Raw genomic sequence first — 23,655 nt, 5'->3', positions numbered from 1 at the left:
CTGTATTGAACCGGGAAATTGGATGCGTATGGTCATCCTTGCGAGCGGCTTCGAGCCGCACTGATTTGTCTGCCTCGGACGTCCAACCTCCGGTCGGTGGCAAACTCAGAAACAATTCGCGGGGACAATGGCGCTTTTCTTTGGTGCCAATTGAAATGACTGATTGGAGGTCAGATATGAAACTCAAGAGCTTGATGCTCGGCGCTGCAGCTGCTGCTGCTGCCACCACCGCACAGGCAGCCGATCTTCCGGTTGCTCCGGAGCCGGTTGATTACGTTCGCGTCTGTGACGCTTACGGCGCACGCTTCTACTACATCCCGGGCACCGAAACCTGCCTCCGCGTTGGCGGCCGTGTTCGTACCCAGGTAATCGTCAACAACACGCTGGACAACGGCGCTTGGGGCAACCGTGATTCTGACGGCTACTCCTGGCTGTCTCGCGGCTACCTGTACCTGGACGCTCGCACTGCAACCGAATTCGGTACCCTGCGTGCATACGTCTCCATGTACTCGACCGTTACGAACGCAGTTAACTCTGCCAGCCTCGATAACGCCTACATCCAGTGGGGCGGCCTGACCGCAGGTCTTCTGACCTCGAACTTCGACATCTTCACCGGTCAGACCTTCATGGGTGTTGTTAGCCGTAACTGGTCCGACCAGACGGTCAACCAGATCGCTTACACCGCAGCTTTCGGCAACGGCTTCTCCGCTACGATCGCTCTGGAAGATCGTTCGCATCGTGAAGTTGGCACCTACGGCGGCACTCGTGCACCGGACCTGGTCGCTGCTCTCGGCGTTTCCCAGGGCTGGGGTTCTGCACAGCTGTCCGGTGCTCTGCACCAGGTTTACCCGGATCGTGCAAACGCACACCAGACCGGCGCAACCAACAACGGTGCTGACGATTCCTTCGGTTGGGCAATCGGCGGTGGTGTTGCTGTCAACATCCCGATGGCTTCCCCGGGCTCCAACATCTTCTTCCAGGGCTTCTACGCAGACGGCGCTCTGTCCTACATCGGCGCAGGCAGCACCGTTGGCGGCGTAGCAGTCTCCGATTACGGCCCGACCAGCGGCACCTCCACCGGCTACTCCCTGTCGGCTGGTGCTTACATCCAGGCAACTTCCACGATCGGTCTTGCTCTCGACGGTTCTTACATGGACATCGATCAGCCGAACGGCGCAACCGACCTGTCCCGTTGGGCAATCGACGGTTCCGTACAGTGGGAGCCGGTCTCTGGCTTCGTAATGGGTGCTGACGTTGGTTACGCCAACACCGACCCGGACAACGCATCTGACGTTGACGAACTCCTCTTCGGTGTTCGTATGCAGCGCACCTTCTAATCAATCCTCACTCGAGGTTTGATGGGAAACCCGGCGGAAACGCCGGGTTTTCTTTTGTCTTGTCTGGCAAAAAGAACTGTAAAATGCGACGTACAGAGTGTCGCATCAGCTCAGCAGCTCAGCAGCTCAGCAGCTCAGCAGCTCAGCAGCTCAGCAGCTCAGAAGCTCAGAAGAGCTAAGCGGAACAAGGCCAGGTGGCCGCCAGATTCAAACGCTTTTCAGAAAATCCGAAATCGTCTTGTGCGTCTCACCATCCCACAGGACAGGGGCATGCCCTTGGCCGGGAATGGTTTTTGCTGTGGCGTTCGGGTGGTTGTCCGTCATCCGCTGACATGTTTCCGGGCTCAGCAGATCCGAATGTTCGCCGCGAAGCACCAGAACCGGTCTGTCGGTCAGCTTTTCGTAAAGAGGCCAGAGGTCGGGTGTGGGCGTGGCATCATCGAGACTTGCCAATTGATGGGCGAGGGCGGGGTCGTAGTCCATCATCACATGTCCGTCCTGCTCGCTCGAAAGCTGGCCGGCCAGCTTGAGCCAGTCAGCCTTTCCGAAGGCAGGGAATTGATATCCGAGCGTGTGTTCCAGGTTGGCTGCGACGTCTTCATGGGAGGCGCATTTCATGTGGTGGCCGAGTGTTGCGGCGATCCGGTGGATCGCGCGCATCTCGATATGCGGACCAATGTCATTGAAGATCACGGCCGCCATTCGGGATGCGGGATAACGTAAGCCCATTGCCAGGGCATGCAAGCCACCCCGTGAAGTTCCAAGAACGGCAAAACGGTCCAGTCCAAGTTCTGTAATGGCAGCATCGATGTCCTTGTCTTCAACGGTCAAGGCGTAATTGCGCCAATCGGGATCCCAGTCGCTCTTGCCTCGTCCCCTGTAGTCGAGGGCGATGACCCTGTGGCCGCAAGTTTGAAGGAAACGCGCGATCTCATTGAAATCTCGCGTATTTCTGGAAAGTCCCGGCAGGCAGAGAACGGGAATTGGGGACGCTGCCTCGTCTGATGCCGGTTTGGCAGACGGCCACTCGCAGCCTGACAAAGTAAGGCCATCCGGGCTCTTCCAGGTAAAGTCTACTACTGGCGGCATCGGGGCGGTGCTGGAGCTGACAAGCGCTTCTTGCGGCGCAGAAGTCATGGGTGTCTCCCGTAACGTTTCCATCCAAAAGTTGTTTTTTTCAAAGATAGAGTGGATTGCGGGCGGGTGCCAATAGGAAGACTTCGTATCAGGCATTGAAAAGATGAGGCCAGGTGTCGCTGGAAGAGCGCAGTTAAGGCAAGAAAAGTCGAAAAGCAGCAGTTCTATAGCATTGGAACCATTGCTCCTTGTTCGGCAGATGAGTATGTTGCGCCTCCATCTGAAACAGATGCCCTTCCGCCCGTCGGAACCACGACAGTCATCCAAGAGGAAACCGAGATGTTTAAAGGTTCAATTCCAGCGCTGATTACCCCGTTTAAGGACGGAGCGCTCGATGAGAAACGGTTTCAGGAGTTCGTGGACTGGCAGATCGCTGAAGGTTCCTCCGGTCTCGTGCCAGTGGGCACGACCGGCGAAAGCCCGACGCTGACCCATGATGAACACAAGCGCGTTGTCGAACTGTGTGTAGAAGCGGCCGCGGGCCGCGTTCCCGTCATGGCGGGCGCAGGTTCCAACAATACGATCGAAGCAATCGACTTCGCGCAACACGCCGAAAAGGCCGGTGCCAATGCGCTGCTGGTCGTGACGCCTTACTACAACAAGCCGAACCAGGCTGGCATGAAGGCCCATTTCAAGGCCGTCAACGATGCCGTTGGCATCCCGATCTTCATCTACAACATTCCTGGCCGGTCGATTGTCGACATGCTGCCGGAAACGATGGCAGAGCTGTTTGAAACCTGCGAGAACATCAAGGGTGTCAAGGATGCAACGGCTGACATGGCAAAGGCCAGCCGTCAGCGCCATCTGTGTGGACCGGATTTCGTCCAGCTGTCCGGTGAAGATATCTCCGCACTTGCTTTCAATGCTCACGGCGGTGTCGGGTGCATTTCGGTAACCGCAAACGTGGCACCGCGCCTGTGTGCCGAGTTCCAGGCTGCCACGCTTGCTGGTGACTACAAGAAGGCGCTGGAATATCAGGACCGCCTCGCGCCGCTACACCGGGCCATGTTCCTGGAACCGAGCCCGGGCGGTGCAAAATATGCGCTTTCCCTGCTTGGCAAGGTGGACGAAGAGTTGCGGCTGCCTCTTCTGCCGGTGACGGAAGAAGCACAAGCCGAGATCCGAGCTGCAATGGCACACGCAGGGCTGATCAACTGACCGGAAAAGGAATGGCACTGGCTGCCGGGAACTGACGTTCGTCTCGATTGTTTGCCCTTTCGAGACGAACCGAACTTCAAGGCGCTGGCGCCGGAAGGAAAAAAATGGCTCCGAGAAAAGGGGGCGATCCGGGGCGGACAATCATTTCCGACAACCGGAAAGCCCGGTTCAATTTCGAAATCGAAGATACGCTGGAAGCAGGTATCGAGTTGAAGGGCACCGAGGTCAAATCGCTGCGCAACGGCAAGGCGAATATTGCAGAATCCTACGCCGCCGAACATAAGGGCGAGATCTGGATCTACAACGTCTATATTCCGGAATACCTGCAGGCCAATCGGTTCAATCACGAACCCCGCCGTCCGCGAAAATTGCTGTTGCACAAGCGCGAGATCGGCAAGTTGGCTGGTGCCGTCCAGAAGGACGGCAAGACGATTGTCCCACTCAAGCTCTATTTCAATGAGCAGGGCCGGGCAAAGCTGGAATTGGCCCTTGCCCGGGGTAAAAAGCTGCATGACAAGCGCGAGACTGAGAAGAAACGCGATTGGCAGCGCGAAAAGTCCCGCTTGATGAAGAACTTCAGCTGATTTTCGCTATCCACAGCGTCGCTGCGTGACAATTCCATGACTGTGCGTAACCTGTTGAAAGCTTGCGCATAACGTGTGGAAGAGCTGTGCAGTGCCTGTGGGTAGTGGAAACGCCCATCCCGGACTTTTCCCGTGGATTGCCTGTGAGCATTCGCAGTGTAACCGTCTCGACGGACTTGTCCGGTATCTAAGCCGTCAAACCTTCCAGGATTCCCCGTTTCCAGTCGGGAATAGGGCAGGGTCTGCGAGTTTCACGGGCCACGTGGACATGGACAAAGCGGCCGTGAGCTGCTGTCGTCTCGCTTTCGCCGGCAAACAATCCAACCCTGAAAATTACAGAAGTTGAGCCAAGTTTTTCAACCTTCAGTCCTGCGGATATGATGGCGGGAAAGGTTAGTTCGGCGAAGTAATGGCAGCCGGTTTCCACCACCAGAAAGATCTCGGGGCTCTTTAGCGGGTCGAGCAGTTTCTTATCAACGTACCAGCTGTTAACAGCCGTATCGAAAAAGCTCAAATACTGAACGTTGTTGACGTGCCCGTAGATGTCCACATCCATCCACCTTGTGGGGATATGTTGAAAAGCTTTGAATTCGAACCTGTTTAAAGGTTCCGGCCTCGCCGCTTGTGGATGAGCTGTGATGTTCATAGCGCCGCCCTGTAGATTTCAAGCGCGTCCGTTTCGCCAAGCTCCCGCGGGTTGTTGACCAGCAGGCGGGTTTGCTTCATGGCGTCGCTCGCCATTTTGGGCAGATCAGTCTCGCTGATTCCGACATCGCGCAGGCGTGTTTGAAGGCCCAGTTTTGCAGCCAGGTCTGCCAGGTTATCTGCAAACAGGTCAGAGCGCGCCCTGGCATCGTTTACCTCGGCAAGTCCTGGGAAAACAATTGGCGCAATCTCGGCATAGGTTTCTGAAGCAACAGCGTTATTGAACTTCAGGACATGTGGCAGAACCAGCGCGTTGGATAGCCCGTGAGGGACGTGAAACGTGCCGCCGATGGGATAGGCAAGCGCATGAACCGCGGCCACCGGTGAATTGGCAAAGGCCATGCCGGCAAGCATGGAGCCGAGCAACATCGCGCCACGTGCGTCCCTGTCGTCCGGTGTGAACACGGCCTTTTCAATGTTGGCGCCAAGCAGTTTCAAGGCTTCAACGGCAAGCGTTCGGGAGACGGGGTTGTTGTTCACGGATTTCGAGGCGTATCCCTCGATCGCGTGGACCATGGCATCTATCCCCGTTGCCGCAGTGACAGGGCCTGGCAGGCCAAGTGTGAGCAGCGGGTCGAGGATCGCAAGATCGGGAAGAAGGAAGGGAGACACGACGCCGCGCTTTTCCTCATCCCCCACTGTAATGATCGAGATCGGAGTGACCTCGGAGCCGGTTCCTGCTGTGGTCGGAACGAGGATGAGCGGCAGCCGTGGCCCCTTGGCGTTTCCTATGCCCCAGGCTTCGTCCAGGTCCTCGTTGCTGCCCAGCAGCAGCGCGACAAGCTTTGCGACATCCAGGGAGGAACCTCCGCCGTATCCGATGATCGACGTTGCGCCGTGCGAGCGAGCCGCGTCCACGGCGGCATCGACCAGGGACCGCGGCGGATCGGCGACGACGTCACTGAACCGGGCGATGTCATGCCCCGCTCCGACCAGGGATGCCTCGCAGGACGCCTGCAGGCCGAGGGAAACAATGCCGGGATCCGTTACCAGAAAGGGGCGCGGCCCCAGAAAGGAAGCCGCGTGGTTTGCCAGGTTCGCAGCGGCTCCATTTTCGAAGACGATGCGCTGACTGGTGTTGAACGTGAACGCCCCTATCATAAGTCCTCCCGGGTTTTCTTTGCCCCACAGTGCCCGGAAAAGACATGCGCAGTCGAGTGAAGATTGATCCGACTTTTGAAGAAGGCGGGAGGGGGGTAATTTTCGAGGCCAGTAAAGTCTGGAGTTGTTCAGGCATGCATCTTCGCGCCCTTGGAAATTTTGTCTGCGACCTTCTTGTCCGCATGAAAGGCAATGCCGACCACTTTCGCATCATCCGGGCCAAAGCGCGAAAAGACCTCCCGGTTCGCACTGTCATGGCCCGTGGTGAACATTTCCTCGATGTAAAGACTTGCCGGAACCGAACGGTCCAGCGTCCGCTTGTGGATCTTGCCGAGTGTTTCTGCGTCGGCACTCAGGACGATGATCGGCTGGACACTCATCGGGTGATAGACATTGGTCGCCGCATCGCTATAGGGTTCGCCGATTATGCCGGGCTTTGCAGCAGCAACGCCGGTTGACAGGAAAGCAGTCACATTCAGCTTCTGCCAGACAGCGAGATCTTCTCGGACAACAACGACGAACTTGGTTTCGAACATGACTTTCAACTCCACGCGGGGATTTCATCTTGAAGGCGAAAGCAAGGAACTAGCGGAGCCGAAGCCGAGTCGTCTTGAACGTTTGTGCGAAGTGGAAGCGGACAGGATCCAGGTAGCGCCACCGGAAGAAGGGATCGAGCGCATTGACGCCCGGTTTCACGGCAACGGCTTTACACCTCACCGGCACGACACCTACGCCATCGGTTTGACCATGAGTGGCGTACAGACCTTCAGTTATCGCGGTGAGAGACGTGCTTCGCTGCCGGGGCAGGTGATCGTCATTCATCCGGACGAGCTGCATGATGGTGGTGCAGGGACTGAACGCGGGCTCCGCTACCGCATGATCTACATTCCGCCGGAGCTGATTTGTGAAGCCCTGGCTGCCTCGGGCAACGCGCGCCTGCCGTTTATCGGCTCACCCGTCATCTCCGACGCAGGCTTCAGGAAAGATCTGGCGGACGCCCTGACCGATATCGATCACGAAATGGGTCCTTTCCGGCGCGACTGCCTGATTGCGGATCTGGCAGCTTGCCTGGCTCGTCATGCCGATGACCGCATGGCGGGTGTCTCCTCATTGAACTGGCCGTCCCTCAAGGCCTGCGCCGAGTACCTGAGGGAGGGCTGTGCAGACCGTATAGCCATGGAGGAACTGGAGGACCTGGCGCAGATGGACAGGTTTTCCTTGTCGCGGCAGTTTCGAAAGGTCTTTGGAACGAGCCCGCACCGGTATCTCGTCATGCGGCGTCTTGAGAAGGCCAAGACCGAGCTGCATCAGGGAGCGTCACTTGCCGACGCGGCCTTTGCCAGCGGCTTTGCGGATCAAAGTCATCTGACACGTCACTTCAAGCGCACATTCGGGATGACACCTGGTCACTGGCGGCAGCTTTGCGCCGCCAGTATGGTTTAGCCCGATCGGAAAACGACCGGGGGCTTTGCCTTAAAGCTTGCTCGGCCCGAACTTGTTCGACCGGGGGAAGCCCGTGGGCGGCAGGCGACCGGCCTGACCGCGTTCGCCGCGCCAGTCCGCAAGCTCTTCCATTGTCCGGGTAAAACTGCGGCCGGAACTGTCGGTCCAGGTCAGGCCGTCTTCGCCCTTGAAGACCCGAATGTCCGAGATGTTGCCGTCCCGGTAGCGCTGCAGGCGGACGCCGCGGCCGCGACCCATTTGCGGGATCTGTGCCATCGGGAATACCAGCAGTTTCCGGTTTTCACCGATGATGGCCACCTGGTCACCCGATGCCTCGACACAGATCGAGGCTTCCGCCGGAGCGCTGAGGTTGAGAACCTGCTTGCCCTTGCGCGTGTTGGCAACGACGTCGTCCTCGCTGACGACAAAACCACGCGCTTCGGTGGTTGCCAGGAGCAGGTTTCGGCCAGGTTTGTGAACGAAGGCGTTGACCACGTCCTGTGCTTCGTCCATTTCCACCATCAGACGTATCGGCTCGCCATGGCCGCGTCCGCCAGGCAGGCGGTCGGCACCAAGCGTGAAGAACTTGCCTCCGGTGGAGAACAGCAGGATCTTGTCCGTCGTCTCGGCGTGGAGTGACAGTTTCAGTTTGTCGCCTTGCTTGAACGCAACACCGGAAAGGTCCGTCTGGTGACCTTTCATCGCCCGGATCCAGCCCTTTTCGGAAATGATGACGGTGATCGGTTCCTTTTCGATCATCGCCTGCTGGATGTCGATCAGGTCCGTTTCCGGAGCTTCGGACTTGTCGGTTCGCCGCTTGCCGATTTCGGTTTCAGGGCCATAGACCTTGGAGATTTCCGCAATTTCCTTGGAGATCTTGGTCCACTGACGCGCATCGGAACCGAGCAGTTTGGTCAGGTCGTCCTTCTCGGCCGACAGCTTGTCGTGTTCCTTGCGGATTTCCATTTCTTCAAGCTTGCGCAAGGAGCGCAGGCGCATGTTGAGGATGGCTTCCGCCTGAACGTCCGACAGCTCGAAAGTCTGCATCAGTTCGGCTTTGGGTTCGTCCTCTTCGCGGATGATGCGGATGACCTCGTCCAGGTTCAGATAGGCAACAAGATAGCCTTCCAGAACTTCCAGACGGTGGTTGATCTGGCCGAGACGGTACTCGGAACGGCGGATCAGCACTTCCTTGCGGTGATCCAGCCATTCGCGCAGGACCTGTTTCAGGCCCATGACCATCGGCACCTTGCCCATGGAAAGGACGTTCATGTTCAAGGAGAACCGGTTTTCCAGGTCCGTCAGCTTGAACAGGGATTCCATGAGGATATTTGCGTCGACATTGCGCGAACGCGGTACCAGGACGATGCGGATATCTTCGGCAGATTCATCGCGGATATCGTCCAGAAGCGGCAGCTTACGCGCCGTCAGCAGTTCGGCGATCTTTTCGATCAGGCGCGACTTCTGCACCTGGTAGGGGATCTCGGTGACGACGATCGCCCATTGCCCGCGGCCGAGATCTTCCACTTCCCAGCGGGCACGAACGCGGAAACTGCCGCGTCCGGTTTCATAGGCCTCGCGAATGGACCCCTGGTCCGACACCAGAAGGCCGCCGGTCGGGAAATCCGGGCCCTTGATGTACTCCAGCAGCTCGCCGGTTTCCGCATTCGGGTTCTTGATCAGGTGTTGGCAGGCTTCACAGAGCTCGAACGCATTGTGCGGCGGAATGGAGGTCGCCATGCCAACGGCAATGCCCGACGAACCGTTGCCGAGAAGGTTCGGGAAACCGCCCGGCAGAACGATCGGCTCCTTGTCCTCACCGTCATAGGTCTCGCGAAAATCGACGGCATTCTCGTCCAGGCCGTCCAGCAGTCGTTTGGCGGTGTCGGTCATGCGCGCTTCGGTGTAACGCATGGCAGCCGCGTTATCGCCGTCAACGTTGCCGAAGTTGCCCTGTCCGTCGATCAGCGGATAGCGCTGCGCGAAGTCCTGGGCGAGACGAACGAGGGCATCGTAAACTGCCTGGTCGCCGTGCGGGTGGTATTTACCGATCACGTCACCAACAACACGGGCACATTTCTTGAAGCCGGACCCAGGGTCCAGTTTCAAAAGGCGCATTGCGTAAAGCAGGCGCCTGTGCACCGGTTTCAAACCGTCGCGCACATCCGGCAAGGCCCGGTGCATGATGGTCGACAGTGCATAGGCAAGATAGCGCTCTTCCAGCGCATTCTTGAGATTGATGCTCTCAATGCCGCTTGGCGGCGGTGTCGTCTCTTTTCCCATACTTGCTTGCTAGCTGTTTCAGGCACGAGGTGCAATTCGCTAACTGCCTCGAATGGCCGGGAACAGCGGATTTTCAACGGATTTCACACGTCTGTGGGTGAATTTCTATCCGCTACAGGCGAGGGCAGGAGAGTACGGAAGGCGTGCGAGCAAGAAGTCCATTCAAAGAAAAACTCGAAGTAAAATATCGAAAACTGCGAAGCTTCCTTAATGTCATGTCAAGGAGAGAGCGGTATTAATCCAAGAAAGGCTGCGGATTTTACCGATGCCGGGTTAAACTTTGGAACATGCCTGAATGGGTTCAAACTGGTTGACGTCGGCCGTGACGGCTTTCAAAACGTGGGTTGCTGGTGATAGTGGCGACCCGGACGTTGCCCTTGCGCAATATCAGTTCATCCAGCGCCAGACACCGTTCCTCTACATGATGAGCCTGGCTGGCGGTTGGGGTTTGTCGGTGACGCACTGGTCGGTTGCTCCGATCGCTCTGACGCTTGTGGTGCCGCTACTCGTGACCGCCTTCGCCGTGCAGCGGATCGTGACGGTTCGCAGGCGCCAGAAAGAAACGCCGAGCCACGCTGAAATTCTTGCCTGGCAGAAGCAGGCCAAGGTCCTGGCGGTGGTTTCGCCTGCGATTTTCTCGATCTGGGTTCTGTCGCTTTTTCCCTATGGCGGGCCATACCTGCAGGTTCAGGTGGTCTTCACGATTGCCGTCGCCAATCTGGTGCTGCTTTTCTGCCTGATCCATTTTCGCGCGGTTGCCCTCATCAACGCCTTCTGCGCCAACACCTTGTATTTTATATACTTTGCCATCGCAGGCGAGCATGTCTTCACCTATTTCGCGCTCTATGGAATAGCGGCTTCCATGGGGGCCTTCTTCATCCTGAACAACCACTATCGCGGCTTCATCAAACTGATCCGCACGGGTAGGGATCTGAAACGTCATTCCGAGGAACTGGAACACAAGCAGGATGAAACCCAGAAACTGAGTGATCTGAACTACTACATCGCGAACCACGATCACATGACCGGTCTGCCCAACCGGCGTTGCTTTCTTCTGGAACTGGACCAAAGCTTCAGGTCGGCTCGCCAGTCGGGAGAACCGCTGTCGTTATGTGTATTCGATCTGGGAGGCCTCAGGGCCATCAACAACATCTATGGGCTCAATACCGGAGATCAGATCCTTCTTGAGGTCGTGCGGCGGCTGAAATCCAAGCTCGCACCGCAAATGTTCGTGGCCCGGATTGCCGGTGACGAGTTCGCATTATTAGCCGTTGGGGACGAAGCAGCCTTTTCGGATGTCAGCAGTTTCTTTGACGAATTGTTTGCGGAGAGTTGCCAACTGCCGGAAGCCAGCATGAAGCTGAACTATGCCGCCGGCATAGCTCATCTGGATGAAAGCGTTCTGTCACCGACGGACCTGCTGGAACACGCCGTCTACGTTCTCCAGGAAGCAAAGCTTAATCGGAACGAGCCGGTTGCCGTGTTCGGACCGCGCCACAGCGAACAGATGCTGTCCCACGCCAGAGTTACCCAGGCGCTGCAGTCGGCGGACATTGAAGCCGAATTGTCGGTTGCCTTTCAACCGATCGTGGATGTGGCACACAACCGGATTACGGGTGTGGAATGTCTTGCCCGTTGGAACAGTCCGTTGCTGGGCAATGTGCCGCCAGGTGAGTTCATCCCCATTGCCGAACGTTGCGGAGTGATCAACAGGCTGACGCTGGTCTTGTTGCGCAAGGCGCTTGAAGCCGCTCGTCACTGGCCAGCCGATCTGAAGCTGTCTTTCAACCTGTCGGCAAGCAACCTGTCGTCCCGTGGTTTCGTGCAGGAGATACTCGACCTGTTGGAGAGCTTCGGATTTGAGCCAGGGCGACTGCATTGCGAAGTGACGGAAACTTCCGTGATGTGGGATTTCAAGGAAGCTAGCCGGGCGATCCTCGCCTTGAAGGAAACCGGGATCCGTCTGTCACTCGACGATTTCGGCACCGGTTATTCGAGCCTTTCCCATGTTCACAAGCTGCCCCTCGACTGCATCAAGGTCGATCGAAGTTTCGTCCACGGTATTCGGCCGGATACAGCCGGATATGGCATCGTCAAGTCGCTGTTGGCCCTCAGCCGCGACATGGGCATTGCCTGCGTTGTCGAAGGCGTTGAAACGGAAGAAGAACTGTCCGTTCTAAAAAGTCTCGGCACAAGCGAAGTGCAGGGCTACCTGTTTTCCAGGCCGCTTTCCGAAGCGGATCTTGGACGCCTGTTTACCAAAGGCATGACCCTTTCCAGCGGCACAATGCAATCGGACGACCCTCCGGTTGCTTTGGAGGCTGCCCAGGCAGGATGAAGGCGCGTCGTCTAAATACCTTTGGTTGCAGGAAAGGATTGTAGGAATCAGCACCGTCCCTTAGGCCGTTGAAAGGTTTATTCAGCCGCACTGCCAATCGTGTGGTTCCTTTGCTGGGGGGGGGCATGGCTTCCAAACGCAAATCTTTTCGCTGGCTCTTGGTCGGTTTGGTAGCGCTGGTTCTGGTCGCGGTCGCGGTGTCCTGGAACGATTTTTACCTGCTGCGCCTGAAAACCTATTCCAATCTTTCAAGCAACATGCGTCCGACCCTGGAGGTCGATGAAGTTGTTCTTGCGACAAAAATCTTCCCCTCAATGGGCGAGCACTATGAGCCAGTCCGCGGAGACGTAATCGTTTTCACTATCGCCGCCAAAAGAGCGAACGATTATATGAAAAGGGTCATCGGCTTGCCTGGCGAGCGCATACGGCTTCAGGACGGCGTGGTGCTGATCAATGATGTGCCTGTTCCACGTCAGGCCCTTGCAGACTATCGCTACGAGCATCGAGACGGCTCAGAGATCTCTGCTCCGCGATTTAGGGAAACTTTGCCGAACGGCAGAAGTTACGAAGTTCTGGATCTCGATCCGCAAGGAGAAATGGACACGACAAGAGAATATGTCGTGCCCGACGGTCATCTGTTTGTAATGGGCGACAATCGAGACAACTCCGTCGATAGTCGTTTTACAGACTACATCGGGTATGTACCGCTGAGTGGGGTCTTCGGTGTCGTTGAGATGATCCTTCTTCCGAAAGGCGAGGGCAGTTCGCTGTGGCAGCCGCAGCAGCCGGAAGCAAATTAGGGCGTGTTTCTGGAGTTTCAGAAATTCCAGGGAAATTCGGTTCGGTAACGCTTCTCAAGGGCGGAGAGTACCTGGCTTCGCGTGCCGCCGTCCCTGGTGCCATGTTCCTGCAGGTATCTGTTCAGAAAAAAGCTTGTCAGGTCGAACCCCTGGGTAACATCGGCCCAGGTTAGCTCACTGCCGGCCTGTCGTTGCCCCTCAAGAAGAAAGCCGGGCAGGGGCAGCAGGCGGTCATGGTAGGGCGTGCCGGCTTCCCGGCAGACCGCACGGGCGGATTTTGGTGAGACATAGGCAAGGTCTTCGTTGCTGCCGGTGGCGGCGCAGGACGAAAGATCGAGACCGATGCCGAGGTCGCGCAACACCTCAAGCTCGAAACGGATCAGAAGCGCGGCTGCCGCGTCCGAAGCCTCCAGATGGTCCAGAACCACGGTCAGCGCATTGAACAGTCTCGGGTAGGCATGTCTTTCGGGCAGGAGGCGAAGCAGAAAGGCCAGATGCTGAAGCGCGGCCAGACCGAGACTGCTGGTCATGAGGTCACCCGCTCGCAGGGTTTCCGGCTCTATGTGATACTGACCAAGATGGTCGGAAAGGCGCGCCTTCCAGGTGAGGGTTAGCTCGTTGCCGGGCTGCAGGACAGGCCGGTGCCGCCGGGAACGACCACCACGCACAAGGCCGAGGTGGCGGCCATGATCCAGCGTCATGGTCTCCAGAATGACATCGTTTTCGCCGTGTTTGCGGGTGGTCAGCACCACGCCGCGTCCGCTCCATTCCAAGGGCCGTTTCCCGTTTCATGTCAGGCCGGGAGTTTGACGGATTCGGCGATCCGCGCAAATTATTTCGGAAATTCCAGTCCCATTTCCCGGTAACGCTCCGGATCGTCCGCCCAGTTCTCCCGAACCTTCACGAACAGGAACAGATGAACGGGAGCTTCGATGATTTCCGAGAGCTCTTTGCGCGCTGACTGTGAAATCGCCTTGATCGTCTGTCCGCGTTTACCGAGCACGATGGACTTCTGGCTGTCCCGCTCCACGTAGATGGTCTGTTCGATCCGGGCCGACCCGTCCTTGCGGGCCTGCCACTGTTCCGTCTCCACGGTGGAGATATAGGGCAGTTCCTCATGCAGGCGCTCGAACAGCTTTTCGCGGGTGATTTCGGCCGCAAGAATGCGCAGGGGCAGGTCCGACGGCTGGTCTTCCGGAAAGAGCCAGGGGCCGTCCGGAACCTTGGACGCGAAATAGTCCAGGATGGTCTCGGTGCCGTCGCCGGTCAGAGCCGATACCATGAAGGTTTCTTCAAAAGAGACGAATTCGTTGATCTTCTGCGCCAGCTGAAGAAGTTTTTCACGCTTGGCGACATCGGTCTTGTTGAGGATCAGAACCTTCGGTGCCTGCTGGCTGGACAGGCGCTTGAGGATGTTCTCCACTTCCTCGGTCAGGCCTTTGCGGGCATCGACCAGAAGCGCGATCAGGTCGGCATCGCGCGCACCGCCCCAGGCGGTGTCGACCATGGCGCGATCGAGCCGGCGCTTGGGCTTGAAAATGCCCGGCGTGTCGATGAACACCAGCTGTGCCGCGCCGTGCATGGCCACGCCGCGCACAATGGTGCGTGTTGTCTGCACCTTGTGCGTAACGATGGAGACCTTGGTGCCGACAAGCTGATTGATCAGCGTCGATTTGCCGGCATTGGGCGCGCCTATCAGGGCAATGAAACCCGCCTTGGTATCAGCGGGCATCTCCGGCAGCGGCTCAGGCAGCGGCATGTCAAATCGGCCGGTGGGGGCCTGAAAGCCGTTGTCGTCATCTTCGTCCATCGGACCATCGTTGGTCGTGTTATCGTTCAAGCTGTCTTATTCCTTCCAGACGCCTTCCCGGCGCAATACGGCCTCTGCCGCATTCTGTTCCGCAATCCGTTTGGAGCCACCCTTGCCTTCGCCTGGCGGCAGTCCCTGAACGGTCACCGACACGGTGAAATTCGGTGCGTGGTCCGGTCCGTCCCGGCCTGTTACATCATATCGCGGTGTCGGCAGGCTCTTCGATTGTGCCCATTCCTGCAGCGTTGTCTTGGCGTCGCGCAGTGGACCCGACCAGGATAGCATACGCGGCTCCCAAAGGCGCGTAATGAAGCTTTCGGCCGCCTCAAACCCGCCGTCCAGGTAAATCGCGGCAATGACCGACTCGCAAATATCGGCGAGCAGGGCAGTTTTCTTCCTGCCCCCGGTCTGTGCTTCTGCAAGCCCGATGCGCATCGCATCGCCGACACCAAGTTCCTGGGCGATTTCCGCGCAGGTTTCGCGCTTGACCATATGGTTGAAGCGCCGCGCCAACTCACCTTCGTCAGCCTTGGGAAAATGCTTGTGCAGCATGGAAGCTATCACGAGGCCGAGAACCCGGTCGCCAAGGAACTCCAGACGCTGATAACTGCCCGCTACTGTTTCAGACGGTGCAAGGGCACTGGCATGGGTCAGCGCGACCCGCAGGAGTTCCAGGTCCCGAAACTCGTATTGCAGTGCCGTTTTCAGGGCCGAAATCGGACCTGGTTGATGCAGTTGTCTTTTCATGCAGCCTGCTTCGGCGGCGTTCCGCCAAAGCCCCGGTTAGAGTGTCCGGCCAATCCGTTCCCATCGAACGCTCCACGGCCAGGACCAGATATGCCAGGCAGGAGTTCCGTCCTTGACGGAGAAGAACAGGATTTCGGCACGGCCCATGAAGTTTTCGAACGGAACGTAGCCGACCCTGTTCAGATAACGGCTGTCGATGGAGTTGTCGCGGTTGTCGCCCATCATGAAGTAATGGCCTTCGGGCACCTTGTACTCGCGGGTGTTGTCCACCTCTCCGCGCGTGGTCAGGTCCAGGGTTTCATAAGAAACGCCGTTTGGCAGGGTTTCCCGATAGCGCGGCACCCGACGTACGAGACCAGAGGGCGATTGTTCGATGTAGTCGTCGATCCGCTCGCGTTTGACCGGTTCGCCGTTGATATGCACCACGCCCTCGATGACCTGGATGGTATCGCCCGGCAGGCCGATCACGCGCTTGATGTAGTCAATGGACGTATCGGTCGGCAGCTTGAAAACGGCGACATCTCCCCGCTCTGGCTCGGCGGACCAGATCCGGCCGCTGAACGGGCCCAGGCCGAAAGGGAAGGAAAAGCGGGAATATCCGTAGCTGTATTTGGAGACGAACAGATAGTCGCCAACCAGCAAGGTGTCCTTCATCGAGCCGGACGGAATGTTGAACGGCTGGAACAGGAATGTTCGCACGATCAGGGCAAGCAACAGCGCCTGGACAATAACCTTGATGGTTTCGGCGAGGCCGCTGTCCTTATCCTTCTTGTTTTCCGTCACGCTCATCTTGTCCCTTGATCAAAATCGTCCGGCGTTCTGTTCGGCAGCGCCTTTCACAGCCGGACTCTTATCCGCTAGCGCCTGCCGACGCAATGAGAGGAAGGCCCTTAAGGCAGGGCTTTCAGGGGGAATCCGCCTTTTGCGGCTCGGGCCAGTCGGTCGGCCACGCCGAAATCACGACAAATGCCTGCGCAAGCGGATAATCATCCGTAATGGTCAGATCAATGGTGGTCCTGAAACCGGCAGGCGCCATTGCCTGCAATCGTTCGGCAGCGCCACCGGTCAGGGCAATGGTGGGTTTGCCGGAAGGAAGGTTCACCACGCCCATTTCCCGCCAGGCGACTCCCATGCGAATGCCGCTGCCAAGTGCCTTCGAGCAGGCTTCCTTGGCCGCAAACCGTTTTGCATAGGATGCAGCGCGCTCGGCGCGCTTGTCAGATTTTGTCCGCTCGATTTCGGTGAAGACCCGGTTGGTAAAGCGCTCGCCGAATCTTTCGAGTGTTTTCTCGATCCGGCGGATATCGATCAGATCGCTGCCAATTCCAAGGATCATGGCCTTGCTTTCCAGGTTGCGGCGGGATGGGTTCTTGGTCCCGGTCTTAGTTGGACAGGTGGTCCTCGAAAATCAAGCGCTGCCGTCTTCTTCGACAGTGTTGCCCGGGGCAGGGAACAAACGGCCATGTTTGCCGGCGCCCTTGTCGGCCAGCTTGTTTCTGCGGCGGCGCTGGTAGACCTCGACGCTCTTGTAAACGACCACATAGGAGACCGTTCCAACGATCAATCCAAGAGGAACCGCACCGATGAACATCGGTTTGAGCATTGGCCAGAGCGCGTCGAGAGATTTTTCGAAAAGACCTTGCTGAAACTGCTGGTGAACCTGATGCGGGTCCGCCTTTGGAGCGCGCCCGTGGATGATCCACTGTCCGATTTTGAAGGTGAAGGCCCAAATGAACGGGAACGTCAGTGGATTGCCGACGGAAGTTCCAAGCGCTGCTGCTATCATGTTGCCGCGCACCAGGTAGGCAAGTGCGAAAGCGGTCAGGAAATGGAAGCCGACAAGAGGTGTGCATGAAGCGAAGGCGCCCGCGGCAAAGCCAAGGGCAATCGCGTGGGGTGTCGCCGTGAGGCGCAAGACGCGCTTGCCGAAATAGCGGGTCGACCGCGCCCAGCTGTTCCGGGGCCAGACGGCAACGCGCAGTCGCTCAATCCGTGTTGGCCTATTTCTCCGGCGAAACAGCATGGTCTAAGGTTCGTTCCCGTCTTTTATCGTTCAGCTCAGTCCGCGGCTGCCAGGTTTGACAGCTGGCAAGGCGGCAAGTTCCGGCGGCAGGTTGTCAGGTTCATAGGCCGGAACCTTGTATTCTGCCAGAGCAATCACCGGAACCGAGGCGTCAGCCTCGCCGCCGGAGCGGTCGATCAGGCAGGCAACACCGAGGACTTCAGCACCAAGAGCTTTCAACGAGGTTACCGTTTCCCGACTCGATAGGCCGGTCGTGACAATATCCTCTACAACAATGACACGGGCGCCTTGCGGCATTTCGAAGCGGCGCAGCCGAAACTCCCCGTCCTCGCGCTCCACCCACATGGCGGGAACGCCAAGATGGCGGGCGGTTTCGTAGCCCGGAATAAGACCACCGAGCGCCGGAGATACGATGTAGTCGATCTGGCCCAGGCCGGAGGCGCGGATCTTGTCGGCGAGTGCCTTGCAGAGCTTTTCCGTCTTGTCCGGATACATGAACACGCGGGCCTTCTGCAGAAATACCGGGCTGCGCAGACCGGAGGTCAGAATGAAGTGCCCCTCCAGAAAGGCGCCGGCCTCGCGGAATACGGCCAGAACTTCATCGCGTGTCATTATCAGATCCCCTCAAATTCTTTGGCGGCGGCGGGTCTTCCATGGTCAAGCGGCTGTGTCACTCACCGGCAAGCCGCCTTGTCCTTATGTGCCTGCTACCGTTTGTAATCTAGCCGTTCACACGGCTGACGCTGGAAACATTAGGCTTGGTTCGCAGCTGATTTATGATCCTGTTCAGGTGTTTCAGGTCCCAGACTTCAAGATCGATGATCATCTGATGGAAGTCCGAGGCTCGCTGCATCATCTTGACGTTGTCGATGTTGCCGCTGTTTTCGCCGATCACCTGCGCGATGGTTGCCAGGGAACCAGGTTCGTTTGCAGCCGAAATGTCCAGACGTGCTGGGAACCGTTCCGGATTGTTGACGTCGATGTCCCAGCGAACGTCGACCCAGCGCTCCGTCTGGTCGTCGAATTCCTTCAGGGACGGCGATTGTATTGGATAGATGGTCAGTCCTTCGGACGGGGTCAAGATGCCGACGATACGGTCGCCGGGAACAGCACCGCCATCGGGAGCAAAAGTAACCGGGATGTCGCCGGACAGACCACGAATGGGAAGGGCAGGACCTTCTTCAGGCTCGCCACTCTCGCCGGCAGCTGCCTTGTCTGCATCCAGTTCGCCGGGCGGAATGCGGAACTTCAGTCCGTGGCCCTGTTTCAGGCCGAACCAGCCTTCTTCCAGTGGCGGGCCGGAAATGGCAACGCGCTCGTCCTGATAGTCCGGGTGAGCCGATTTCAGAACCAGTTGGGCGGAAAGATCCCCGCGTCCGACGGCCGCCAGCAAGTCGGCGACGCTGGCCTGGTGCAGGAGATCGAGGATCGCTTCCAGCAGGTCTTCCGAATAGGCTTTTTCAGCTCTGGCGAATGCACGCTTCAGAATATGTTCGCCAAGGGCTCCATATTGCTTGCGCACGGATTCCCTGGTGGCGCGGCGGATCGCGGCGCGGGCCTTGCCGGTAACGGCAATCGCTTCCCAGGCCGGTGGCGGGGTCTGCGCGGGCGAACGGATGATTTCGACCTCGTCGCCGTTATGCAGCTCGGTCACCAGCGGCATGATCTTGCCGTTGATCTTGCAGCCGACACATGTGTTGCCGATACCGGTATGAACCGCATAGGCGAAATCGATCGGCGTCGCACCTCGGGGGAGGGCGATCAGACGGCCCTTTGGGCTGAAGCAGAAGACCTGGTCATGGAAAAGTTCCAGCTTGGTGTTTTCCAGGAATTCTTCCGGCGTGTCGCCCTGAGCCAGCAGTTCGGTCGTGCGGCGCAGCCATTCGAAGGCGCGGCAGTCTTCCGTATGCCGGGCGATATTGCGTCCGCCGAATTCGCCGTCCTTGTAAAGCGCGTGTGCGGCGATACCGTATTCCGCCACCCGGTCCATGGAAATGGTCCGGATCTGCAGTTCCACACGCTGGCGGGACGGTCCGACAATCGTGGTGTGGATCGACTTGTAGTCGTTCTGCTTGGGCGTGGAGATATAGTCCTTGAACCGGCCGGGAACGGTCGGCCAGGTCGTGTGAATGACACCCAGCACGCGGTAGCAGGCTTCCACGGTGCCGACAGTGACGCGGAACCCGTAGATATCGGACAGCTGTTCGAAGCCGATAGCCTTTCGCTGCATCTTGCGAAAGATGGAGTAGGGACGTTTTTCACGGCCCTTCACGAGGGCGGCCATTCCCCGTTCGCTAAGGCGTTCGGTCAGCGTTGTCTCGATGTCCAGGATCAGATCGCGGTTGCGTTCGCGCAGATCGACCAGACGGTCGGTGATGGTTTCATAAGCTTCGGGGTTGAGCGTATGGAAGGCAATGTCTTCCAGCTCTTCGCGCATGTCGTGCATGCCCATGCGTCCGGCGAGCGGCGCATAGATTTCCATCGTTTCTTCCGCGATCCGCCCACGCTTGTGCTCCGGCATGTGGTGGAGCGTGCGCATGTTGTGCAGACGGTCAGCCAGCTTGACCAGAAGCACGCGGACGTCATCGGCAATCGCAAGCAGAAGCTTGCGGAAGTTTTCTGCCTGCTTGGCCTTCTGTGAAACCAGGTCCAGGCGCTTGATCTTTGTCAGGCCTTCGACCAGCTTGCCGATTTCCTCGCCGAACAGGGAGTCGATCTCGGCCCGGGTCGCGTCGGTGTCCTCGATCGTGTCATGCAGCAAGGCAACGGCAATGGTGGCGTCGTCCAGGCGCAGGTCCGTGAGGATCGCGGCAACTTCAAGCGGATGGGAGAAGTAGGGGTCGCCAGACGCACGCGTCTGGGTACCATGCTTTTGCATGGCATAGACGTAAGCCTTGTTGAGCAAGGCTTCGTCGGCGTCCGGATTGTAGCGCGTAACTCGTTCAACGAGTTCGTATTGACGCATCATGGCCGCAACCGACCCTGGCAAACGGCTGAGACATCAGCGGGACAGACAAAAATCGCCCGAAGCGCCGGGGAAACCCCGTCGCGCTTCAGACGAACTTGTGAACTCAAATCAGACGTCGTCGGTCCGCTCCGGCGGAACGAGGCCTTCGAGGCCGCGCAGAAGGTCTTCTTCCGACATGCGGTCGAATTCGACCGCGCTGTCGTCAACGTTGTTGACCTGCGTCATCTGATGCTGGTTCGAGGACGGAACCATCGGCACGGCTTCGGCCTCGGGCTCATCCACTTCCACATATTTCTGCAGCGAGTGGATCAGGTCCTCTTTCATGTCTTCCGGGCTGACGGTCTGCTCGGCAATCTCGCGAAGCGCAACAACGGGGTTTTTGTCGTTGTCACGGTCAATGGTCAGCGGCGAGCCGCTCGAGATCATGCGAGCGCGATGCGCAGCAAGCAGCACCAGCTCAAACCGGTTTTCGACCTTGTCGATGCAGTCCTCGACGGTCACGCGCGCCATTCGACGTCTCCATAGGCTTAAGGAACTTGAAGAAACAGCGTATAGTGTTCACGTTTCCAAAAAGCAACCCCTTGTCAAATTTGAGAGGAGGAGGTCAGATACCGGAACGCATAGGCAAAGAATCCGCGGTTTTTTTGCCTGATTTGGCGCACGCTACTCGCTTTTGCATTGCGGCACTCCAATATTATGGTGTAGGCCACTAGTAACGGCCCTTTTCAGAATCAGAAGGCCGTTGACAAAACAAAACGATAAGCTGTGTGACGCCACGGAATACGCGGTAAACTTACAGCAAAATATGCGTCGCCTTATAGAGTGCGCCTGGAATTGGTCGCGGGAAGCCGGTTCCTTCTACGCCAAATTGCAAGAGCGACGTGTATGACTCGGAAAGGTTTCAAATAAGATGTTTGACGCTCGAGAAAAAGTTGCTTTGTTCATTGATGGAGCGAACTTGTACTCAACGGCCAAGGCAATTGGTTTTGACATCGACTACAAACGTTTGCTGAAAGAGTTCCAGGGACAGGCGTATCTCCTGCGGGCGTACTATTACACCGCGCTGATCGAAGATCAGGAGTATTCCTCCATCCGTCCGCTGATCGATTGGCTTGACTATAACGGCTACAAGGTCATCACCAAACCGGTGAAGGAATTTGTCGACAGTGCCGGCCGCCGCAAGGTGAAAGGCAACATGGACATTGAACTTGCCGTCGATGCCATGGAACTGGTCGAGTCCGTTGATCACGTGGTGCTGTTCTCGGGCGACGGCGATTTCCGCTCCCTGGTTGAGGCGCTGCAGCGCAAGGGCCGCAAGGTGAGCGTGGTTTCGACCTTGAAGACCCAGCCGCCGATGATCGCTGACGACCTGCGTCGCCAAGCCGACCATTTCATCGATCTGGCCAGCCTTGCCAACAAGATCGGCCGCGATCCGTCCGAACGTCCTGCCCGTCCGCAGACCCCCGCGCAAGTCGATGAAGACGACGAGGACGACGACTACTGAGGCTTGATCGGGCAATGTCCGATTATATCGCAGACCATGGGCCAGTCGATCCCCCATCAGATTGTCCGGCCTGTCCCCGCCTTGTTGCCCTGCGTGAAGAGCTGAAAGCTGCCTATCCCGACTGGCACAACGCGCCGGTTCCGTCATTCGGAGCCGACGCGCCGCGTCTTCTGATCATCGGCCTGGCCCCGGGCATGAAAGGGGCCAACTGCACGGGCCGCCCCTTTACAGGGGACTATGCGGGAGATCTCCTCTACCAGACCATGATCGAATTCGGTTTTGCCGAAGGGACCTATAAGGCCCGGCCGGACGACGGTCTGCAGTTGAAGGATGCGATGATCACCAACGCGGTGCGCTGCCTGCCGCCGCAGAACAAGCCAACCGGCGCGGAAATCAAGACCTGCCGCCCGTATCTTTTGTCGACGCTGGATGCCAATCCGTCGATCAAGGCTGTGCTTGCTCTCGGCCGGATCGCGCATGAGACATTTCTGTCGGCCCTGGATCAGCGTCGGGCATCTTTCGCCTTTGCCCACGGCGCAAGGCATGAGCTTCCCGGAACTGGACTGACGCTTTTCGACAGTTATCACTGCTCTCGCTACAACACCAACACAGGCCGCCTCACCGAGGAAATGTTCCACTCGGTCTTCAGGCAGATCCGCTCGTTTATTCCTTAGGAACACGACGGTTTAACGCTCTCGTCGCAGTTCGGTGATGTCGATAAAATTATAAGCCGTTTCCCGAGCGCAGCACCCCCTTCCAACCTCATCCTGAGGAGGACCGTCAGGTCCGTCTCGAAGGATGGGCCACTTGCTCAAGAGTGTGTCGCCCATCCTTCGAGAAAGCGCTGACGCGCTTCCTCAGGATGTGGTGTTGGGGTGGGAGCTGCCGCAATCTAGAGGAGAGGGCAGGCGTGCGCCGCCTTCCACACGGTCATTCCTCCGAGTGCGGTTCCGTTTGATAGGCCTCAGCGTCGACAACGAGCCAGCCGTTGGGGCCAAGATGTTCCTGCGGTTTGAAGCGGGCCTTGTAGGCCATCTTCTGGGAGCCGTTGACCCAATAGCCAAGATAAACGTAGGGCAGATTCATTTTCCGGGCCCGCTCTATGTGATCCAGGATCATGTAGGTGCCGAGCGGGGTCTTGGTGTAGTCGGGGTCGTAGAAGGAATAAACCATCGACAGCCCGTCCGAGAGCTGGTCGGAAAGGGCAACGCCCAACAACGGGCCTTCGCCGGCTCCGGTGATGAAGCTGTTCGGACCGCGTTGGCGATACTCCAGGACAATCGTTTCGACATGTGTGTCTTCGACCATCATTGCGTAGTCGAGGACACTCATTTCCGTCATGCCGCCGTTCTCGTGTCGGGCCTGAAGATAATCGCGGAAGAGATCGTATTGTTCGGCAGACGGGCTGGGCGGCAGACGGGCGCCGACGATGTCTGATCCGGATTTCCAGACCCGCTTGAACGACTTGCTCCACTTGAAATCGTCGACGCGGACGCGAACCGAGATGCAGGCCTGGCACCGTTCGCAGGCCGGGCGGTAGGCGATATTCTGACTGCGCCGGAAACCGCCCTGCGTCAGCACCTCGTTGAGAGCGGGAGCGCCATGGCCGACAAGATGGGTAAAGACCTTGCGCTCTTGTTTTCCCTCAAGATAAGGGCAAGGCGCTGGCGCCGTAAGGTAGAACTGCGGATGATCTGTGGGGTGCCGTGTCACCGTT

The 23,655-nt window shown here is 58.0% G+C and carries 23 protein-coding genes; 8 read left to right on the top strand and 15 right to left on the bottom strand.

Annotated elements, in window-relative coordinates; genetic code table 11:
- The first annotated feature begins 176 nt into the window (after positions 1-176).
- Complete coding sequence (locus tag B0E33_RS01985; protein ID WP_077290281.1) at positions 177-1,337, top strand: porin; 1,161 nt, start codon at positions 177-179, stop codon at positions 1,335-1,337.
- A 207-nt stretch (positions 1,338-1,544) separates the two neighbouring features.
- On the opposite strand, the gene B0E33_RS01980 is transcribed toward B0E33_RS01985, so the two are convergent.
- Positions 1,545-2,474: an alpha/beta fold hydrolase gene (locus B0E33_RS01980; protein WP_077290280.1), complete on the bottom strand. Its 930-nt coding sequence runs from the start codon at positions 2,472-2,474 to the stop codon at positions 1,545-1,547.
- Positions 2,475-2,753: 279 nt separating this feature from the next.
- Between B0E33_RS01980 and dapA the strand changes: the two genes are divergently transcribed.
- Together dapA and smpB are read left to right on the top strand one after the other, a co-directional pair.
- Positions 2,754-3,632, top strand: a complete 879-nt coding sequence (gene dapA, locus B0E33_RS01975; protein ID WP_077290279.1) for a 4-hydroxy-tetrahydrodipicolinate synthase — start codon at positions 2,754-2,756, stop codon at positions 3,630-3,632.
- A gap of 104 nt (positions 3,633-3,736) precedes the next feature.
- Entirely contained in the window at positions 3,737-4,216 is a 480-nt protein-coding gene (smpB, locus tag B0E33_RS01970) for an SsrA-binding protein SmpB (RefSeq protein WP_023003773.1), read from the top strand.
- 187 nt (positions 4,217-4,403) lie between these two features.
- Here smpB and B0E33_RS01965 read toward each other — a convergent pair whose 3' ends face one another.
- The 3 genes from B0E33_RS01965 to B0E33_RS01955 all read right to left on the bottom strand — a co-directional run bounded on the left by B0E33_RS01965 (position 4,404) and on the right by B0E33_RS01955 (position 6,558).
- Positions 4,404-4,862, bottom strand: coding sequence for an acyl-CoA thioesterase (locus B0E33_RS01965; RefSeq protein WP_077290278.1), 459 nt, complete (start codon positions 4,860-4,862; stop codon positions 4,404-4,406).
- On the bottom strand, positions 4,859-6,022 hold the full coding sequence (locus B0E33_RS01960; RefSeq protein WP_077290277.1) for an iron-containing alcohol dehydrogenase: 1,164 nt from the start codon (positions 6,020-6,022) through the stop codon (positions 4,859-4,861). Before B0E33_RS01960 ends, B0E33_RS01965 begins: the two co-directional genes overlap by 4 nt.
- A 128-nt stretch (positions 6,023-6,150) precedes the next feature.
- Complete coding sequence (locus tag B0E33_RS01955; RefSeq protein WP_077290276.1) at positions 6,151-6,558, bottom strand: DUF2000 family protein; 408 nt, start codon at positions 6,556-6,558, stop codon at positions 6,151-6,153.
- On the opposite strand from B0E33_RS01955, the gene B0E33_RS01950 reads away from it, so the two are divergent.
- Positions 6,557-7,465 (top strand): AraC family transcriptional regulator, encoded by a 909-nt coding sequence (locus B0E33_RS01950; RefSeq protein WP_077290275.1) that lies wholly within the window; start codon positions 6,557-6,559, stop codon positions 7,463-7,465. The two genes, B0E33_RS01955 and B0E33_RS01950, sit on opposite strands and share 2 nt — an antisense overlap.
- A gap of 30 nt (positions 7,466-7,495) precedes the next feature.
- Here B0E33_RS01950 and parC read toward each other — a convergent pair whose 3' ends face one another.
- On the bottom strand, positions 7,496-9,748 hold the full coding sequence (gene parC, locus B0E33_RS01945; RefSeq protein WP_055653428.1) for a DNA topoisomerase IV subunit A: 2,253 nt from the start codon (positions 9,746-9,748) through the stop codon (positions 7,496-7,498).
- A gap of 322 nt (positions 9,749-10,070) precedes the next feature.
- Here parC and B0E33_RS01940 point away from each other — a divergent pair, with 322 nt between their 5' ends.
- Positions 10,071-12,086 carry a putative bifunctional diguanylate cyclase/phosphodiesterase gene (locus B0E33_RS01940; RefSeq protein WP_167579478.1) on the top strand — a complete coding sequence of 672 codons (2,016 nt, stop codon included), beginning with the start codon at positions 10,071-10,073 and terminating at the stop codon, positions 12,084-12,086.
- A gap of 125 nt (positions 12,087-12,211) precedes the next feature.
- Positions 12,212-12,886 (top strand): signal peptidase I, encoded by a 675-nt coding sequence (gene lepB / locus B0E33_RS01935; RefSeq protein ID WP_077290273.1) that lies wholly within the window; start codon positions 12,212-12,214, stop codon positions 12,884-12,886.
- A 17-nt stretch (positions 12,887-12,903) separates the two neighbouring features.
- On the opposite strand, the gene recO is transcribed toward lepB (B0E33_RS01935), so the two are convergent.
- The 9 genes from recO to rpoZ all read right to left on the bottom strand — a co-directional run bounded on the left by recO (position 12,904) and on the right by rpoZ (position 20,944).
- Positions 12,904-13,659, bottom strand: a complete 756-nt coding sequence (gene recO / locus B0E33_RS01930; RefSeq protein WP_077290272.1) for a DNA repair protein RecO — start codon at positions 13,657-13,659, stop codon at positions 12,904-12,906.
- Positions 13,660-13,718: 59 nt separating this feature from the next.
- Positions 13,719-14,645 carry a GTPase Era gene (era, locus tag B0E33_RS01925; protein ID WP_206051447.1) on the bottom strand — a complete coding sequence of 309 codons (927 nt, stop codon included), beginning with the start codon at positions 14,643-14,645 and terminating at the stop codon, positions 13,719-13,721.
- Positions 14,646-14,732: 87 nt separating this feature from the next.
- Positions 14,733-15,443 carry a ribonuclease III gene (gene rnc / locus B0E33_RS01920; protein WP_077290271.1) on the bottom strand — a complete coding sequence of 237 codons (711 nt, stop codon included), beginning with the start codon at positions 15,441-15,443 and terminating at the stop codon, positions 14,733-14,735.
- A gap of 36 nt (positions 15,444-15,479) precedes the next feature.
- Complete coding sequence (gene lepB / locus B0E33_RS01915; protein ID WP_062489164.1) at positions 15,480-16,232, bottom strand: signal peptidase I; 753 nt, start codon at positions 16,230-16,232, stop codon at positions 15,480-15,482.
- A gap of 115 nt (positions 16,233-16,347) precedes the next feature.
- Complete coding sequence (acpS, locus tag B0E33_RS01910) at positions 16,348-16,779, bottom strand: holo-ACP synthase (protein ID WP_062489162.1); 432 nt, start codon at positions 16,777-16,779, stop codon at positions 16,348-16,350.
- Between the two features lie 72 nt (positions 16,780-16,851).
- The gene (locus B0E33_RS01905) at positions 16,852-17,466 is read right to left on the bottom strand and encodes a DUF2062 domain-containing protein (RefSeq protein WP_031270631.1); all 615 of its coding nucleotides are present in this window, start codon (positions 17,464-17,466) and stop codon (positions 16,852-16,854) included.
- A gap of 30 nt (positions 17,467-17,496) precedes the next feature.
- Positions 17,497-18,078: an orotate phosphoribosyltransferase gene (pyrE, locus tag B0E33_RS01900; protein WP_023003787.1), complete on the bottom strand. Its 582-nt coding sequence runs from the start codon at positions 18,076-18,078 to the stop codon at positions 17,497-17,499.
- A gap of 109 nt (positions 18,079-18,187) precedes the next feature.
- Positions 18,188-20,434: a RelA/SpoT family protein gene (locus tag B0E33_RS01895; RefSeq protein WP_023003788.1), complete on the bottom strand. Its 2,247-nt coding sequence runs from the start codon at positions 20,432-20,434 to the stop codon at positions 18,188-18,190.
- A gap of 108 nt (positions 20,435-20,542) precedes the next feature.
- Positions 20,543-20,944 (bottom strand): DNA-directed RNA polymerase subunit omega, encoded by a 402-nt coding sequence (rpoZ, locus tag B0E33_RS01890; RefSeq protein ID WP_023003789.1) that lies wholly within the window; start codon positions 20,942-20,944, stop codon positions 20,543-20,545.
- Between the two features lie 400 nt (positions 20,945-21,344).
- Here rpoZ and B0E33_RS01885 point away from each other — a divergent pair, with 400 nt between their 5' ends.
- The gene (locus B0E33_RS01885) at positions 21,345-21,938 is read left to right on the top strand and encodes a LabA-like NYN domain-containing protein (protein ID WP_023003790.1); all 594 of its coding nucleotides are present in this window, start codon (positions 21,345-21,347) and stop codon (positions 21,936-21,938) included.
- Positions 21,939-21,952: 14 nt separating this feature from the next.
- Positions 21,953-22,612 (top strand): uracil-DNA glycosylase, encoded by a 660-nt coding sequence (locus tag B0E33_RS01880; RefSeq protein WP_023003791.1) that lies wholly within the window; start codon positions 21,953-21,955, stop codon positions 22,610-22,612.
- Positions 22,613-22,868: 256 nt separating this feature from the next.
- Here the strand turns inward: B0E33_RS01880 and B0E33_RS01875 are convergent, their stop codons facing one another.
- A complete protein-coding gene (locus B0E33_RS01875) occupies positions 22,869-23,651 on the bottom strand; it encodes an arginyltransferase (protein WP_023014479.1) in 783 nt (260 codons plus the stop codon).
- Positions 23,652-23,655 lie beyond the last annotated feature (4 nt).

It is taken from the genome of Roseibium algicola, from assembly GCF_001999245.1.
Lineage (GTDB): Bacteria > Pseudomonadota > Alphaproteobacteria > Rhizobiales > Stappiaceae > Roseibium > Roseibium algicola.
This window is presented reverse-complemented; position numbering and strand designations above follow the sequence as displayed.

Excerpts from the sequence above, each read along its gene's own strand:
- era (WP_206051447.1), bottom strand. The coding sequence starts at position 14,645 with ATGCCGCTGCCTGAGCCGCTGCCGGAGATGCCCGCTGATACCAAGGCG.
- B0E33_RS01885 (WP_023003790.1), top strand. The coding sequence starts at position 21,345 with ATGTTTGACGCTCGAGAAAAAGTTGCTTTGTTCATTGATGGAGCGAAC.
- B0E33_RS01980 (WP_077290280.1), bottom strand. The coding sequence starts at position 2,474 with ATGACTTCTGCGCCGCAAGAAGCGCTTGTCAGCTCCAGCACCGCCCCG.
- pyrE (WP_023003787.1), bottom strand. The coding sequence starts at position 18,078 with ATGACACGCGATGAAGTTCTGGCCGTATTCCGCGAGGCCGGCGCCTTT.
- B0E33_RS01950 (WP_077290275.1), top strand. The coding sequence starts at position 6,557 with ATGACTTTCAACTCCACGCGGGGATTTCATCTTGAAGGCGAAAGCAAG.
- B0E33_RS01965 (WP_077290278.1), bottom strand. The coding sequence starts at position 4,862 with ATGAACATCACAGCTCATCCACAAGCGGCGAGGCCGGAACCTTTAAAC.
- B0E33_RS01895 (WP_023003788.1), bottom strand. The coding sequence starts at position 20,434 with ATGATGCGTCAATACGAACTCGTTGAACGAGTTACGCGCTACAATCCG.
- rpoZ (WP_023003789.1), bottom strand. The coding sequence starts at position 20,944 with ATGGCGCGCGTGACCGTCGAGGACTGCATCGACAAGGTCGAAAACCGG.
- B0E33_RS01905 (WP_031270631.1), bottom strand. The coding sequence starts at position 17,466 with ATGCTGTTTCGCCGGAGAAATAGGCCAACACGGATTGAGCGACTGCGC.
- smpB (WP_023003773.1), top strand. The coding sequence starts at position 3,737 with ATGGCTCCGAGAAAAGGGGGCGATCCGGGGCGGACAATCATTTCCGAC.
- B0E33_RS01960 (WP_077290277.1), bottom strand. The coding sequence starts at position 6,022 with ATGATAGGGGCGTTCACGTTCAACACCAGTCAGCGCATCGTCTTCGAA.
- dapA (WP_077290279.1), top strand. The coding sequence starts at position 2,754 with ATGTTTAAAGGTTCAATTCCAGCGCTGATTACCCCGTTTAAGGACGGA.
- B0E33_RS01985 (WP_077290281.1), top strand. The coding sequence starts at position 177 with ATGAAACTCAAGAGCTTGATGCTCGGCGCTGCAGCTGCTGCTGCTGCC.
- B0E33_RS01880 (WP_023003791.1), top strand. The coding sequence starts at position 21,953 with ATGTCCGATTATATCGCAGACCATGGGCCAGTCGATCCCCCATCAGAT.
- rnc (WP_077290271.1), bottom strand. The coding sequence starts at position 15,443 with ATGAAAAGACAACTGCATCAACCAGGTCCGATTTCGGCCCTGAAAACG.
- lepB (WP_062489164.1), bottom strand. The coding sequence starts at position 16,232 with ATGAGCGTGACGGAAAACAAGAAGGATAAGGACAGCGGCCTCGCCGAA.
- acpS (WP_062489162.1), bottom strand. The coding sequence starts at position 16,779 with ATGATCCTTGGAATTGGCAGCGATCTGATCGATATCCGCCGGATCGAG.
- lepB (WP_077290273.1), top strand. The coding sequence starts at position 12,212 with ATGGCTTCCAAACGCAAATCTTTTCGCTGGCTCTTGGTCGGTTTGGTA.
- B0E33_RS01955 (WP_077290276.1), bottom strand. The coding sequence starts at position 6,558 with ATGTTCGAAACCAAGTTCGTCGTTGTTGTCCGAGAAGATCTCGCTGTC.
- parC (WP_055653428.1), bottom strand. The coding sequence starts at position 9,748 with ATGGGAAAAGAGACGACACCGCCGCCAAGCGGCATTGAGAGCATCAAT.